We start from the raw sequence: 15,440 nt of genomic DNA, 5'->3' as shown, positions 1-15,440 counted from the left end.
GTATTGGATACAACGAATTAAAAAGGGGTGCGGACGATGAAAGTAGCTGTATTAGGATCGGGATTGATGGGGAAAGAAGCAGCACGGGACTTGGTCCAAAGCGCTGGTGTTGAAAAAGTGGGTTTGGCGGATATCGATTTCAATCGAGCAAAATTCGTATGTGAGAAGATCGATTCGGAAAAAATCCACCCCTATAAAGTAGATGCCGGGAATGTCGAAGAACTCGCAGCCTTCATCAAAAATTATGATGTCGTGATCAATGCTTTGTTTTATTCATTCAATGAAATCGTTGCGCGTACAGCTGTAGAGGTAGGAGTCAGTTCAGTGGACCTGGGTGGACACATCGGGGAGGTGACTGACCATGTGCTTGAGCTTCATGAAGATGCGAAAGCTGCCGGTGTAACCATCATTCCGGATTTAGGTGTCGCACCGGGGATGATCAATATTCTTTCCGGCCATGGAGTCGGTCAATTGGATGAGTTGGAGTCCATTCGCTTGTATGTAGGAGGGATACCTGTCCATCCAGATCCTCCGATAGAATATAATCATGTTTTTTCAATGGAAGGATTGCTGGATCATTACACCGATGCTTCTACAATCATTCGAAATGGTAAGAAACAAATCGTTGATTCTTTGACAGAACTTGAAGAGCTTCACTTCGATCGTTTCGGTCCATTGGAAGCTTTCCATACATCAGGCGGTACATCGACGTTAATAAAATCGTACCCGTCTATTGAAACGCTCGAATACAAAACCATCCGTTATCCAGGACACGCAGCCAAAATGAAACTGCTCGTCGACTTGAAGCTGACAGGCAACGAGCATGTTGTGGAAGTCAACGGGGTGGCTGTGAAACCGAGAGACGTGTTGTTAAAAACGATAGATCCGATTCTGGACTTGAAAGACAAAGATGACGTCGTCCTTCTTCGTGTTCAAGTAGGAGGAAGGAAAAACAACGATAAAGCCACCTATCAATATGAAATGGTCACCTATAAAGATCGGGAAAATCAGGTGACTGCCATGGCAAGGGCGACAGCGAACACGATTTCCGTAGTTGCACAAATGATCGGTAGAAAAGACATTATTAAAAAGGGTGTTTATCCACCTGAACAGATCGTACCGGGTGCTTTATATATGAAAGAAATGGCCAAAAGAAATGTAAACATTTCTGAAAGACTGACTCTTGAATAAATAATGTGCTGAAAAGGCCCCTCCTTTGCGGGCCTTTTTTTAATGTGGGCATCATTCGGGGCGAATGTAGTTTTCTAATCCTTAAACAATGTGCATAAACGCATGGGTATATTTGGTTATGTCAATCACATTACAAATATGTTACAGTAGTCAAAGTTTGACCAAAAGTTTAGGAGGAAGTTTTTTGAAGAAAGTTATTACTATTTTTACTTTGACAGCCATTCTTTTTGCTCTTTCCGCTTGTGGGAAAACAGCAAAAGAAACGTATTTAGAAGCCCATTCAAATTTAATGGAAGCTGATTCTTATCAAACGACATCCACGATCAACCTGAACGTGGAAACAGCTGAAATAGAAGGCATGCCGGAAGCACAGATGGTCGTGGGATTGCTGAATAACGCTGAGATTACAGCTGAGACTACAGTAGATGAAAAAAAGCAAATCACAGAAACTGTCATTCATCTTAAAACGATGCAGGGGCCGATGTCCTTCGAACTTGATATCCCCGTTCATATGAACATGGAAAATCAAAACATGTATATTAAAACAGAAACCATAAAACAGGCGATGACCATGTTCCCAATCGTACCGATGAGTCAGGAGATGGAGTTTGAGAGAGAGTACGTCATCCTTGATTCAGAAGAATTTAATATGGAAGAAGAAACTCAACAGCAAAAGCAAATTGAAGAAATGATGAAATCCATTTCTGAAGAAAACTTTAACGAAGAAGATGGACAAATCACCATGAAGATGGAAGGCGGGCAGGTGAAGGATTTCGTCCGCACTTTCCTAAGTTCAGCACTTAGTGAAAATGGTCAATTGCCGAAAGGGATGACAGAAGGAGATATTGAAGAAGGGTTGAAAGCGATCCAATTCAAAGAGCTTTCTGTAAAATCAGAACTCGATGGCAGTCAACTTAAGAAAGAAGAAGTTTCTGTAGGTTTCTCTGTGAAAGAATCAGGTCAAGAAGGTGCATTCCAACTTGATGTGAAAAATGAGTACGAGAATATCGGAGAAGATGTATCTTTCCAAATGAACCCTACAGAAGAAAATACCATGACTCAAAAGCAGTTGGAGGAGAAGTTCAATCAGATGATGATGGATTCCATGATGGCTCCTCCTGAAAATATGCAGTAAATTGTAAGTGAAGCAGTCGTATCCGTTCCGGATATGGCTGCTTTTTTTTATTTGGCTCTGTTATTACTTGGTGTTGTTATTTCACATATGAGCTCATATCAGCTCTTTCCATCCTGGGTTTTGTATGAGGCGGACTTGGGAATGACTCTCTTTCCGCAGGGACGCTTTAGCCTCCTCGAACTTCGTTATCCGGGGTCTCACCTTGTTCCTTTTTCCCGTAGGAGTCTACCTGTTTTCCCTGCCATCCCATGCTCTGACTAAATAATGGACCGGACTTCTAATCCTAGACGGGGACTATTTAGTAATCATTAAAAATATCAACAACAGACTTTAACAGAGCCTTTTATTTAAATCCCCGGTCTTCTTATCAATAATTCTTTTCTGAAAGGGTACAATGGATGTAAGCGATAGAATTAAAAGGAGGGATTCAGGTGAAAGTGAGTATTGAGTTTACATATAAAGCGCCTAAAGGACCGAAAGCTTTGTTCAAGTCAGATGAAATGCCTGCTGCACAAGCCATCATGATTGCCGAAGATCTGGAAGCTTCCGGAAGAGGGAAGGAAATCATATTTTATGATCGTCATGAGCAGAGCTTTAGGTTGAAGGATTTAAAAAAATATTTGAAAGGCATTGAAACTGAGCCTCATAATGTGACCCTTTATTTTGACGGGGGTTATGATAAAGCAACCCAGAAGGCAGGTTTAGGCTGTGCCATTTATTACGACCAAAACGGAAAATCTTACAGACTGCGGAGAAATACGGCAGTCGATGAGTTGAAAAGTAATAATGAGGCGGAATATGCAGCTCTCCATTTAGCTGTTCAGGAATTGGATTTGTTAGGAGTCCACCATTTACCGGTAAAAATCATCGGGGACTCTAACGTAGTCATCAACCAACTGAAAGATGAGTGGCCGGTTATGAAAGAGGAGTTATCTGACTGGGCGGACCGGATAGAAGCAAAGCTGCAAGAACTGGGATTAGAACCTGAATTTGTATTGGTTTCAAGAAAACATAACCAGGAGACGGACAGGCTGGCGACTCAGGCTTTGAATGGTGTCGATATTACGAGCACCATTGAATTGAATGCATAATATTTACAAAAAAGCCCCATTCGCAGGAATTTATTGCTATACTGAATATACAATCAACGGGATAGGAGTGATGTTTTATGGCAAACGTCAACGTAAAGTTTAAAAATATGCAAAAACAGAAGAAACTACAAAATGGGGGGCCCATCACTTCTTAGTGTCCTCCACAATTCAGGAGGAATTTGATTGAACAAGAACGGTAGATTAGATTTTCACACGTATTTCCAAGCACAAGTAGAAAAAGATGAATCGGTAGGTAGAGTGACGACCTTCACTCATGGAATCTACACGATTTCCACAGAAAGCAACACTTTGACCGGAGAATTATCTGGAAAATTCCATTATCACTGCCACCAAGTCAGCGATTATCCAGCGGTGGGGGACTGGGTCGTCTTTCAACCTTATGAGAATGATACAAAAGCGTTGATTCATCGTGTTTTAAATCGACAGACGCTTTTGTCCAGAAAAAAAGCTGGAACCAGCAACGACGAACAAGTGATTGCTGCTAACATCGACAAGGTATTCATTGTAACTGCATTGACGAAGGAATTCAACGAACGAAGACTTGAGCGCTATGTACAGCAAGTCTATGAAAGTGGCGCCATGCCGGTAATTGTGTGTACCAAGCGTGACTTATGTGAAAATGTAGAGGATAAACTTGCCTCCGTCCAGCGTGCAGCACCCGGAGTCCCGTTCCATGCGATAGACAACATGTCTGGTGGAGGAGTGGAAGAGCTGTCAAAAGAGCTGATCAGCGGAGAAACGATTTCATTGATCGGTTCTTCCGGGGTAGGCAAATCCACCTTAATTAATCGATTGATGAACAAGTCCGTACAGTCTACCCAAGAGGTGCGTTCAAGTGATGATCGAGGAAGACATACGACCACCCATCGTGAGCTTTTCCAACTTCCTAACGGTACGTATATCATAGACACGCCGGGGATGAGGGAATTGCAGCTTTGGGGAGATGAGATGATGGTCGACACGACTTTTTCTGACATCGATGAACTGGCGACGAATTGTAAATTCAGAAATTGTAAGCACGAAAAAGAACCCGGATGTGCTGTCCGTAAAGCGATTGAAAGCGGTGAGTTAGAAGAGGGACGCTTGAAAAGTTACAACAAACTCAAACGGGAACTCTTCCGACTGGATCTGAAAGATCGTTATGGAACACATAAAACCAACCGAATGCTTCATGGTTCCAACAAAAATGAGTTTCTGCACAAACTCGACTAAGTGGAATTGTAGCAACCTCAAAAAGACCAGGATTCCGTAAAGGATCCTGGTCTTTTTGAGGTTTTTATTTATTCATATACTTGTCAACTTCCCATGTGCTTACGCGTAGGGAATACTCTGTCCATTCTGCTTCTTTATCCTCGATATAAGCATTAGAAGTGTGATCGCCAAGAGCTTCTAATAAAAGCTCGTCTTTCTTCAGTGCTTCTACAGCTTCTTTGAGGTTTGTAGGAAGGGTCGGCACGCTGTCGTCCTTCACTTCGTAAAGGTTACGGCTTTCCGCTTTACCTGCATCCATTTCTTTTTCAATTCCTTCAAGACCAGCTTGAATAAGAACAGCAAGCGTCAAGTAAGGGTTGGCTGTCGGGTCCGGGTTACGAACTTCAAAGCGTGTACCATTTCCGCGTGTCGTCGGTACACGGACCATGCAGCTACGGTTGGAGTGGGACCAAGCTACACTTACAGGAGCTTCGTATCCAGGCACCAAACGTTTATAAGAGTTTACGTTAGGGTTTGTAATCGCTGCAATACCATTCGCGTGCTTCAAAATACCTGCGATGAATTGCTTCATTGTCTTGGAAACGCCATCATCAGCATCTTCGTCGTAGAATGCACTTGATCCATCCTGGAATAAAGAAAGGTGGCAGTGCATGCCGGAGCCGTTTTCGCCGGAGAATGGTTTTGGCATGAATGTCGCATGATAGTCGTGATTTGTAGCGATATCTTTGACCACGTTTTTGAATGTTTGGATGTTGTCCGCAGTTTTCAGCATGTTGTCAAAACGGAAATTGATTTCGTGCTGTCCCATCGCCACTTCGTGGTGGGAAGCTTCCATCTCGAATCCGTATTTTTTCAGGGTACGTACGATGTCGCGGCGGACTTTATCTCCTTTATCTTTAGGAGAAGCATCGAAATATCCTCCACGGTCATTCATCTTACGGATCGGGTACCCTTCTTCATTCAATTTGAATAAGAAGAATTCCGGTTCTGGTCCAACATTGACAGTATAGCCCATATCTTCTGCTTTTTTCATTGCACGCTTAAGGATGTAGCGGGGATCCCCTTCAAACGGTGTACCGTCCGGTTTATAAATATCACAGATGAATCGAACACTCTGGTCTTCGTCCACCAGAGATGGAAGCACTAAAAACGTGTCCAAGTCTGGAACAAGATACATGTCACTTTCTTGAATTTCAGAGAATCCTGAGATGGAAGAACTATCGAACATGGCTTCATTATTCAAGACCATATCCAATTCTTCTACAGGAAGCTCTACATTTTTCGTTTCCCCATTCATGTCTGTAAATTCAAGAATGATGAATTCTACCTTGTGATCCTCTACTTTTTGCTTGATCGATTCTTTTGTGTAAGTCATTTTGTACCCTCTCTTTTTTTGAATTTTGTGTTATCCAATGATGTGGATATGTAAGTTGTTTGCTATGTAAGGAATTCTAACATAACATGTAGCTTAATCTCAAATCCTTTTTTTATATTCCCTTTTACTGATGTGCTAAACGTAGTTGTAATACGAAATATAAAAATAATTAAAATGGCGCAGCTCGCATATATGAATAAGGGAGGGATGAGATGAAATCATCCATGAAGTTCCATATCGTAAAAAGTTCGTTTATCTTCGTTTATTTGTTTGGGTATTTCATAGTAGACGAAAAACTGAAGACATTTGCCGAACATTATTTTCAAATATACCCTTATCTCATTTTTAATCATCTGGCCTTCATACCCGTGGGTTTGATCCTTGGCTTTAATCGATTCTATGAAGCTTGGAATGGTTCTGGAAAGTGGAAAGTTAATGGACCATCAATTGTTTTTATAGCTTTACCTTCTCTCTATTTATTATTAGTCCCTTATGTACTATCACTTCCCCTTTTGCTGCCCTTTGGAATTCTCACAAGTCCTTCTATCGGAGTGGCTGCACAAATCATTTTCGGTTATACGATGATCACAAGTGTATATAAGGAGAGTGAAGGAAGAAAATCATAATAGGGGGAGATGGACTCGTCTTTGATTATGCATTATAATCGGGTCTGTGAAGATTTTATTAGAATACGTACATAGGAAGGGGTAGTGAGATGAGTAAAGTTCTCATTTTCGGTCATAAGAATCCAGATACCGATACAATTTGTTCAGCTCTCGTTTATTCTGACTTGAAAAATTCACTAGGTAAGGATACAGAGCCTGTCCGTTTGGGAGAAGTGAATGCTGAAACGCAATTTGCATTGGATCACTTCAACGTTGAGGCTCCTCGTCAGGTCGAGCGTGTATCAGATGAAGTGGAACAAGTGATTTTAGTGGATCACAACGAACGCCAGCAAAGTGTAGAGGATATTGAAGATGTGCAGGTGATCGAGGTGATCGATCACCACCGTATCGCTAATTTCGAAACAAAAGGTCCTTTATACTACCGTGCTGAGCCTGTTGGATGTACAGCTACGATTTTGAATAAGATGTATAAAGAAAATGGAAAAGAAGTTTCTAAACCGATGGCTGGTTTGATGCTTTCTGCTATCATTTCCGATTCCTTATTGTTCAAGTCTCCTACTTGCACGGATGAAGATCGCAAAGCAGCTGAGGAGCTGGCTGAAATTGCTGGTGTAGATGCTGAAGAATATGGCCTTGAAATGTTGAAAGCAGGAGCGGACATCAGCGATAAATCAGCAGAGCAGTTGATTTCTCTAGATGCGAAGGAATTTGACATGGGAAGCCGTAAAGTGGAAATCGCTCAAGTCAATACGGTGGATACGGACGATGTCCTATCACGTAAATCAGAGTTGGAGAAAGCGATGGATCACACCGTGTCTGAAAAAGGCCTGGATCTATTCCTGCTTGTAGTCACAGACATCCTGACGAACAACTCAACGGTTGTAGCAGTAGGGGAGCAGGCAGAAGCAGTTTCTCACGCTTTTGACGTAGATATGGATGGTAACCAAGCTGTTCTTGAGGGCGTAGTTTCACGTAAGAAACAAATTGTCCCTCCGTTGAATCAACATTTTGCTTAAATATAAAAATAAAAGCGATCTCCTATTTTGAGGAGATCGCTTTTTGTTTGCGCTGATTCCACTCTTCTCTCAAGATGCCGAGGCGGATGGAATCATAATACTCACCTTCATAAATCCGGCACTTTCTCATCCGGCCCTCTAATTTCATTCCAAGCTTTTCTCCGACTTTCATCATACGTTCATTCTTTGACCAGGTCGTCAGTCCGACTCGTGCAATAGGGAGGGAGTTGAAAAGATGGTCAATCCATAAAGTCAATGCCTCCGTTCCATACCCGCCATTCCAATAAGCTGGATTATATATACCAATACCGACTTCAAGCCATAACGAAGGTTTATGCTCCCAGTAGTATGTGATCGTTCCGATGATTTCACCTTCTACTTCAAGGAGCAGCCGTGAATCTGGTTCACCTTCCTTTAATCGTTCTTTCCTGGCATTTTCGTGACTGCGGTAACTTTCAACGGTATGCGGCTCCAAAGGGTAGTAAGGAGCATCCCATTTTTTCCACTCCGGTGGTCCTTCTTTCTCTCCATAGATCAACCTCCATAAAGGCTTGATATCTTTCTCTTCAATAGAACGAAGCGTCAGGTTTTCTCCTTTTATAAGGGTGGAGTTTTCTGTTCTCGCCATGATTATTCTCCTTCATCACGCTGTTGGTTTTATGTTATCATACCGAGGTGTCAGATTGAGAGTTTCTTTCTGAGTGTTATTGGGTATAACGATAAAAGATGTCTGGAAGATGAAGGGTGGTTTCATGCTGCATGTGACAGCGTACTCTGAAGATCAAGGCTTAGAAGAAAAGCTTGATTTAGAGCAATTGTCAAAAGGAAGTTACGACTGGTATTGGGTGGATTTTGAATCTCCAACGGAAGAAGAAGTGAAGCTGCTGGAAACACATTTTCATTTTCACCCTCTGGCTGTAGAGGATTGTCTGCATGAGTTACAGAGACCGAAAGTCGACTATTATGATGATCATACATTTTTTGTAACACATGCAATCAACCCGAAAACCTTGAAAAGGGAAGAAATCGACCTTTTCGTTAGTGAATGTGCGATTGTGACCTTTCATAAAAAACCGGCTCCTGCGTTGGAGGCGGCGAAAAGTACATTGAAAAAAACGAAAGACATGAGCGCAGTCGATGAGTTCTTCATTTTTTATCAGGTGTTGGACAATATCGTCGACAACTATTTCCCGATTGTATATAGAATAGAAGACCATATCAATGAAATCGAAGACAACACGAAGGATCTGTCTATGGAAAAGTTATTGGAAGAATTGTTTGATCGGAGAGGTGAACTGCTTACTCTGCGCCAAACCGTTCATCCGATGAGGGATCTTCTATATCGGGTGATGAACACGCATCATCTGGACGGGGTAAGAGAACGTAAAGAGTATTTTGCTGATATCCACGATCACTTGATCAAAGTGGCAGATATGATTGCATCAAACCGCGAGATGACACAGGATATCCGGGATAGTTACTTATCCTTGAACTCCCATCAAACGAACCGTACGATGCAGATTTTGACTGTCATATCCGTTATTTTCATGCCTTTGACTTTCATTGTAGGAATTTATGGGATGAATTTCCAATACATTCCTGAACTACAATACAGGTACGGCTACTTTGTGGTTTGGATTGTGATGATCGCCATTGCTTATGCCATGTACAGATGGTTCAAAAATAAAGGATGGTTCGAATGATGAAAGGGGAATTTTTTGGTTCGTCTTTTTGTTTCCACTGGGGGATAAAGCCTTTATGGTTTTATCCTCTTTCTTATTCTTTTGGGCAGACTATTTGCAATCTGAGAATGATAACAGCCGTGATTGTATAGGATAGAGTATCAACTTCGAAAGAGAGGCATCGGCACATGTGGAACGAGTTTGAGGTCTCTATAGAGGTGGAAATAAGGCGGCCGAAATAACAAAGAAGTGACCCTGCACAACACAGGGTCACTTCTTTGTTATTTCATAATATCATGGTCTACGTATCTTGAACCGTTAAGCTCACTGACGACATTCACGGCGACTTTTGCACCATCTCCGGCGGTTATGATGGTATGGACACTGACACCAGCAGCAGTTCCTGCAGCCCACACTTTCGGAAGCTTTGTATGTCCGTGCTCATTGACTTTAATGATTTTTGCGACTCGAGGCTCGATTCCTTCTGTGACTTCCAGTCCGAAGTTTTCAGCAAGTTTCACTGACATCCCTGTGGCAAAGATGATGTGCTCAGCCTCATAGCTGTCAGTATTTGTTTTTATTCTATACATTGCGCCGTTTTCTTCAATTTCAATGACTTCATCCTGGACAAGGTCAGTACCGAACTTTTTCGCTTGCTCCTGGCCTTTTCTTAAGAGTTCGGGTCCTTCAATGGCGTCTACGCCATAATGGTTTTCTACCCAGGCTTTTGCGGTAATGCTTTTTCCACTATCGAACATAAGTGTCTTCTTTCCAGCTTTGGCGGTGAATAAAGCTGCACTGGCACCTGCCGGCCCGGATCCTATGATGGCTACTTCATACATTTCATACCCACTCCTTTTAATTGAATATTCTAACAATTATTATATCGGAATTTTTAAATTCAGGGAAGAAACAAAAAGCTCCCATTCTTTAGTGAGAACGGGAGGCTTTTGTATTCATTAAAAGTTCAGCAGGTCAAACGATGATCGAGGAGCTTTCTTGAATCATGGATTCGTCATATTTTCTCCTGCATGTAATGGTATGAATATTATCTTTACATAATTTTTGGACATCATTATAAGTACAATCTACATTCTCACCATCAATAATCATTAAAATGGGCTCATCTAAATCAACAAAAAGAAAGAAAGATAAGAGCTTTGTGAGATGTCCTCCGTCAGCGATCAAGGAGTTCTGATAGAGGTAAACATCACAATTGTTTTGAGCCATCATTTTGTACATTTTCATGATTTGGTTAGTCTTTAAAGGCTGATGCAAATGGATTTCATATGAATTCAACTCTGTCACCATCATCACCTCCGATGTGTTTTCTTAGAATAACATTACCCGGGTGGTGAGGTGACTAAACCAATTGGCAAATTACGGATTCAATGTTCGTAAATCATCTTTCTCGTCATCCCGCCGTCCACCGTGATATTTTCACCGTTTACGAAGTCGTTTTCTTTGTCAGTTAAATAAAAACAAGCCTTTACAACGTCCTCGACTTTTCCCACTCTGTTAGAGAAGTGCTGGTTGTGATCGATGTCTCTGAGACTCTCGTAATTCTTGGTTTGAATCCATCCCGGACTTATCGAGTTGACTTTGATCTTATAGTCTGAAAGGGAGGAAGCCATAGCGTGGGTCAATGAAATGATGCCCCCTTTACTTGCTGCATACCCCTCGGAGTCTTGTTCTGACATAAATGCTCTGGTTGAAGCAATATTAACGATCCTTCCTGCGATTCCAGCTTCTTTCCACCGGGCTGCAGCATGTTTAGAGAAAAGGAATACCGACCTTAAATTGGTATTGATGATTTCATCCCAGTCTTCAATTTCCATTTCAAACATCGATTTGAACTCACTGATTCCTGCGTTATTAATTAAAACAGTAATATCTCCCACTTTGTCCTGGATTTGAATGAATAAGTTTTCCACTTCTTCAGGACGACTTACGTCGCATGAGAAGAAGTAGCCCCTGCCTCCACTTTCTCTAATCTGGCCAATCAACTGCCGACCGTATTCCTCATCTTTGTCACAAGTGACGACTTTCGCACCTTGTTTAGCGTAAGCCATCGCCAGTCCACGCCCGATTCCGTGACTTGCTCCAGTAATTAATACGATATCTTCATTTGTATTCATTGCAGTCCCTCCTAAACTATTGTTACCTTATAGTTTAACAGGGTAAACCTACACGGCACTATTTGTTTGAAGAGCCTTGTGAAGCCTTACAGAACATGATACTATCTTCTAAACTAATTCGGAGGTGATCGTATGCAGAGAGTCACACTAGTAGACGTATTCAAGCATCGGATTACACAAAAATACTTGCAACGCTCGGGTATTCATCACGCGGTCACCGTAGCAGGGCATGCTTTTGATTTGGCTCTAAAAGCAGAAGTGGACCCTGACCTGGCCACAAAAGCTGCACTATTGCATGATATGGGTCATTACGAGTGGTACCGGGATGGAAAGTGGGATTATGAAGAATACCGTAAACATGATATTCATGCGATTAAAGGAGCGGAAAGAGCACATAAGCTGCTGATCCGGCTTGGCGAGGATCGCTTGGTTGCGAAAGAGGTTTCCCTGGCTGTTCTACTCCATACAGATAGTTATCTTCCTTTTGAGTTAGAAGGGAAGAGAACAAAGCTGCAAGAGGTGGTCAGGAAGGCGGATGAAATTGATGAACAGCCTTTAGGGATGCACCATTATAAAAAAATGGATAAAAGCGTTGCGATTCAATTATTGAATGAGTTGGATCAGAAAGTGGAAGTGATTCTGGATGATCAGGTTTGATAGACCGGTATTCGGCTGCCTTATTAAAATCAGAGAGAACGGTGACAAAGATCAATGTATTTATCTTCACAACTTTTTGTATACTTTCACCAATTGAGCTTTTGTACAGCTTCTAGTAAATAATGAGTACCTTTAATATTTCGATTAGACGGTGGATGTACAATTAGAGAAACTTTATTAACTTTCTTTGGATAAGAAGGATCGTAATTCTCTACGTTTATAAAATGAGGCACGATGTGCACGACCTTGTAATGATCGTAAACATAACGGTAGAGTTCACGGTCAGCTGCGATGGCATAATCCATCACACTGGAAAATCTATTTAAAATCGCGTTTATAGTCGATTTCATTTCTCTAATATTTTTTTACTTGAACGTATGGGTTGTTCATTTTCCTTGCAACAGACAGTTTGCGAACTTCTGAGCGTCGATGTTGAATAACGATCTTTTTTCCTTTCTTTTTCATCACTCTAACTGCTTTTGAAGGCATGATATCAATCCTTGAAAAATGAAAATGAAAAATGTCATAAGGTTGAATAAAATGATTGTAAGAATCATCTCTTTTCTTTGATGATTCTTCTTTTGTCAGATCATCCCAGTGCATATTGATATCTGCTCTAAATCCGAATTTATAGGAAAGAAGACTGCAGGAAGTTGCATCAGTCCCGAATTTTCTCAAACCTTCGCACATGATTGGCATCTGGGTAGTAGAGTAAGGCAGACGAAGTACTTTAATGGATGAACCTTCCTCGCCGGAAATTGATTAGTAAGCTAGGAACAAATAGAATTCCTAAACAACCTCTCAATTACTAGACTCTAAATGAAACCTGGTATAAGAGTTTTAAACAGTCCCCCTTCTTTCAGCCTTCAGTACCTGCAAACACCTCAAAATTCAGGGCTCAACAAATAATCTACTTAATGTAGATTTTTGTTTACCAAATTGGTATATGTACTTAATCCAAGCATTTCTATTGGGAGGAATTTTAAGGTTTAAATGTCGTGATTCAGTGCGAGGATTGCGGCAAAGGATCTGATTAAAATTTCAAAAGACGGCATAGGGGAAGGGGAAAGTTACATATGAGTTAATTAAGAATATTACCTTTTTTCAAAAAACACCTTTACTTTACATATATGCTTCTATATAATTTCCACTATAAGAAAAATTTTGAAGAAAGCGAGGTCGATGAAAATGATGAACAAAACATATTGGATCCAACAATCAAATGACAAGAATCGGCCTGCGCTGAAGCGATGACATTTAATTTTACAATCATGAGCATATAAGCTGCAGGTGGTGCATAATGTATTCCTGTGGCTTTTTTTATGGTTCAGCGAAGCCACAGGAGGCCCCTGTGGCTTTTTATTATGATATTGAAGGGTATTTTTACTCTTTTAATATAAAAAAACACTTTAAAGGTGGTGAGGAAATGACCCTGAACTTTTTGATTTTCACAGTACGAGTGAAGAAACACAGACGTCCAAAACACGCGACAGAAATCGGTTATCATCCTTCCGTAAAAGAGAAGCACCTGGACCGCAAGACGAAATCTATTCATTTCATGTAAGAAAGGAGTGGCAGCAATGACTGGAAAAAGAAGAGTAGTATTTATGGATTGGTTGAATGTCGAGAAGGATACCGATTAGCGAATGAACGAACGGAGGTAAATCTTATGACGATTAATTTTTTAATTTTTGTCGTTTCCATACGAGTAAGAAATAGTCACGAGCATGATGATTCAGTGAATCGTTCACGTATCATCCGTGAAAAAATCAATCATAATAAATCAAAATTTATAGATTGCTAAAATAAATCCCCGCCTTTTGGCGGGGGTTTTGTTTTTTTAATGGCTTTGTCAAGGCCTATTGTTGTTAACAGAGCCTTTGAATTAAGGGAGGCACATACTAAAAGCTTCCTGTCATTTAAAGGTCGTGGGAAGTATTTTGTGAAAACCTTTGAAATATCCTGTTGAATTCGGTAATGTCAAGAAAAGGTCAAAAAATTCAGAAAGGCTTTGAAGTATATGAACTTACATCGAACACCTATCCCGGTAAATGAAGCTGTAGAAAAAATCATGGAACATTCGCGTACTGGAGAAACAGAAAACATCGGTATAAATGAAGCTGATGGAAGGGTGATTGCTGAAGATTTAGTGGCTACCCATCCAATACCCCCTTTTCATAAATCCCCTTACGACGGATTTGCTTTACGATCGAAAGATACTACCCATTTATCAAAAGACAATCCCGGCCGGTTTGTGGTTACGGAGACAGTTGGAGCTGGTTCAAGAGCAAGTCGGTTTATGAAAGAAGGAGAAACGGTCCGGATCATGACGGGAGCTGAAATTCCACCTGGTGCAGATTGCGTGGCTATGTTTGAGATTTGTCAAACAGAAGAAAAAGGGGATCAATCCTGGATGACATTGAAACGTCCAATGGATCCAAATCAAAATATAATTTTACAAGGATCAGAAACAACCATTAATGAAAAATTAGTTTCAAAGGGTTCAAGGGTAAATCCAGGCGTGAAAGCACTGCTTGCAACCTTTGGTTATGCAAAAGTCAAAGTATATAAGAAACCGGTTGTCGGTGTTTTTGCTACAGGGACTGAACTGCTTGAAGTGGAAGATGAGTTGATTCCAGGAAAGATACGTAACTCAAATGCGTATATGATCGTTTCGCAAATTGAGCGAGCTGGAGCGGAGGCGCGGTACTTAGGTAAGTTGGTGGATGATTTACCTACATGTTTTCAAGCGGTCGCTGCCGCGATTCAAGACGTAGACTTCTTGATTACGACTGGCGGGGTTTCGGTAGGTGATTTCGACCTGATGCCGGAAATTTATGAGAAGTTAGGGGCGGAGGTCTTATTCAATAAGGTTGCTATGCGGCCCGGAAGTGTGACGACAGCAGCTTCTGTTCAGGGGAAATTGTTGTTCGGTTTATCCGGAAATCCTTCTGCCTGCTACGTAGGGTTTGAACTTTTCACATTTCCCATTCTTCAGCGTTATTTGGGAAGAACTCACCCGTACCATCGGACCGTACAAGCGACGCTTGGTAGGGATTTTAAGAAGGCGAACCCATTCACTCGCTTTGTAAGAGGGTTCATCGAGTATGAAGAAGGGAAAGTAGTGGTATATCCCGCTGGGTTGGATAAATCGGCTGTCGTCAGTTCCCTGGCTTATACAGATGCTCTGATCATGCTCCCGGGCGGTACAAGAGGATTCAAACAGGGGGACAGGGTTGAGGCTGTTTTACTTGAAGATCTCAAAGGCAGACAAAAACTTTAAACGATCTGGAAGG

At 41.3% G+C, this 15,440-nt stretch carries 16 protein-coding genes; 10 read left to right on the top strand and 6 right to left on the bottom strand.

Annotated elements, in window-relative coordinates:
• Positions 1-36 precede the first annotated feature (36 nt).
• The 4 genes from LCL89_RS06495 to rsgA all read left to right on the top strand — a co-directional run bounded on the left by LCL89_RS06495 (position 37) and on the right by rsgA (position 4,650).
• Positions 37-1,191 (top strand): saccharopine dehydrogenase family protein, encoded by a 1,155-nt coding sequence (locus tag LCL89_RS06495; RefSeq protein ID WP_224808886.1) that lies wholly within the window; start codon positions 37-39, stop codon positions 1,189-1,191.
• A gap of 184 nt (positions 1,192-1,375) precedes the next feature.
• Positions 1,376-2,326 (top strand): hypothetical protein, encoded by a 951-nt coding sequence (locus tag LCL89_RS06490; RefSeq protein WP_224808874.1) that lies wholly within the window; start codon positions 1,376-1,378, stop codon positions 2,324-2,326.
• Between the two features lie 431 nt (positions 2,327-2,757).
• Positions 2,758-3,417, top strand: coding sequence for a reverse transcriptase-like protein (locus tag LCL89_RS06485; RefSeq protein WP_197315558.1), 660 nt, complete (start codon positions 2,758-2,760; stop codon positions 3,415-3,417).
• Between the two features lie 183 nt (positions 3,418-3,600).
• Positions 3,601-4,650 carry a ribosome small subunit-dependent GTPase A gene (gene rsgA / locus LCL89_RS06480; protein WP_224808872.1) on the top strand — a complete coding sequence of 350 codons (1,050 nt, stop codon included), beginning with the start codon at positions 3,601-3,603 and terminating at the stop codon, positions 4,648-4,650.
• A gap of 64 nt (positions 4,651-4,714) precedes the next feature.
• Here rsgA and glnA read toward each other — a convergent pair whose 3' ends face one another.
• Positions 4,715-6,025, bottom strand: coding sequence for a type I glutamate--ammonia ligase (gene glnA, locus LCL89_RS06475; protein ID WP_197315560.1), 1,311 nt, complete (start codon positions 6,023-6,025; stop codon positions 4,715-4,717).
• A 212-nt stretch (positions 6,026-6,237) separates the two neighbouring features.
• Here glnA and LCL89_RS06470 point away from each other — a divergent pair, with 212 nt between their 5' ends.
• Both LCL89_RS06470 and LCL89_RS06465 read left to right on the top strand, forming a co-directional pair.
• Positions 6,238-6,651 carry a hypothetical protein gene (locus LCL89_RS06470; protein ID WP_224808863.1) on the top strand — a complete coding sequence of 138 codons (414 nt, stop codon included), beginning with the start codon at positions 6,238-6,240 and terminating at the stop codon, positions 6,649-6,651.
• Between the two features lie 89 nt (positions 6,652-6,740).
• Entirely contained in the window at positions 6,741-7,667 is a 927-nt protein-coding gene (locus tag LCL89_RS06465) for a manganese-dependent inorganic pyrophosphatase (RefSeq protein WP_224808861.1), read from the top strand.
• Between the two features lie 22 nt (positions 7,668-7,689).
• On the opposite strand, the gene LCL89_RS06460 is transcribed toward LCL89_RS06465, so the two are convergent.
• Entirely contained in the window at positions 7,690-8,295 is a 606-nt protein-coding gene (locus LCL89_RS06460; RefSeq protein WP_224808859.1) for a GNAT family N-acetyltransferase, read from the bottom strand.
• 124 nt (positions 8,296-8,419) lie between these two features.
• Here LCL89_RS06460 and corA point away from each other — a divergent pair, with 124 nt between their 5' ends.
• A complete protein-coding gene (gene corA / locus LCL89_RS06455; RefSeq protein ID WP_224809604.1) occupies positions 8,420-9,370 on the top strand; it encodes a magnesium/cobalt transporter CorA in 951 nt (316 codons plus the stop codon).
• Between the two features lie 260 nt (positions 9,371-9,630).
• Here the strand turns inward: corA and LCL89_RS06450 are convergent, their stop codons facing one another.
• The 3 genes from LCL89_RS06450 to LCL89_RS06440 all read right to left on the bottom strand — a co-directional run bounded on the left by LCL89_RS06450 (position 9,631) and on the right by LCL89_RS06440 (position 11,487).
• Entirely contained in the window at positions 9,631-10,191 is a 561-nt protein-coding gene (locus LCL89_RS06450) for an NAD(P)/FAD-dependent oxidoreductase (protein ID WP_224808857.1), read from the bottom strand.
• 133 nt (positions 10,192-10,324) lie between these two features.
• The gene (locus tag LCL89_RS06445) at positions 10,325-10,660 is read right to left on the bottom strand and encodes a hypothetical protein (protein ID WP_404813402.1); all 336 of its coding nucleotides are present in this window, start codon (positions 10,658-10,660) and stop codon (positions 10,325-10,327) included.
• A gap of 77 nt (positions 10,661-10,737) precedes the next feature.
• Positions 10,738-11,487, bottom strand: a complete 750-nt coding sequence (locus LCL89_RS06440) for an SDR family NAD(P)-dependent oxidoreductase (protein ID WP_224808852.1) — start codon at positions 11,485-11,487, stop codon at positions 10,738-10,740.
• Positions 11,488-11,619: 132 nt separating this feature from the next.
• Here LCL89_RS06440 and LCL89_RS06435 point away from each other — a divergent pair, with 132 nt between their 5' ends.
• A complete protein-coding gene (locus LCL89_RS06435; protein ID WP_224808850.1) occupies positions 11,620-12,144 on the top strand; it encodes an HD domain-containing protein in 525 nt (174 codons plus the stop codon).
• A 354-nt stretch (positions 12,145-12,498) separates the two neighbouring features.
• Here the strand turns inward: LCL89_RS06435 and LCL89_RS06430 are convergent, their stop codons facing one another.
• The gene (locus tag LCL89_RS06430; protein ID WP_224808848.1) at positions 12,499-12,843 is read right to left on the bottom strand and encodes a hypothetical protein; all 345 of its coding nucleotides are present in this window, start codon (positions 12,841-12,843) and stop codon (positions 12,499-12,501) included.
• 727 nt (positions 12,844-13,570) lie between these two features.
• Between LCL89_RS06430 and LCL89_RS06425 the strand changes: the two genes are divergently transcribed.
• Positions 13,571-13,708: a hypothetical protein gene (locus LCL89_RS06425; RefSeq protein ID WP_224808846.1), complete on the top strand. Its 138-nt coding sequence runs from the start codon at positions 13,571-13,573 to the stop codon at positions 13,706-13,708.
• 456 nt (positions 13,709-14,164) lie between these two features.
• Positions 14,165-15,427 carry a molybdopterin molybdotransferase MoeA gene (locus tag LCL89_RS06420; protein WP_224808844.1) on the top strand — a complete coding sequence of 421 codons (1,263 nt, stop codon included), beginning with the start codon at positions 14,165-14,167 and terminating at the stop codon, positions 15,425-15,427.
• Positions 15,428-15,440 lie beyond the last annotated feature (13 nt).

The organism is Halobacillus yeomjeoni (assembly GCF_020171525.1).
GTDB lineage: Bacteria > Bacillota > Bacilli > Bacillales > Halobacillaceae > Halobacillus > Halobacillus yeomjeoni.
This window is presented reverse-complemented; position numbering and strand designations above follow the sequence as displayed.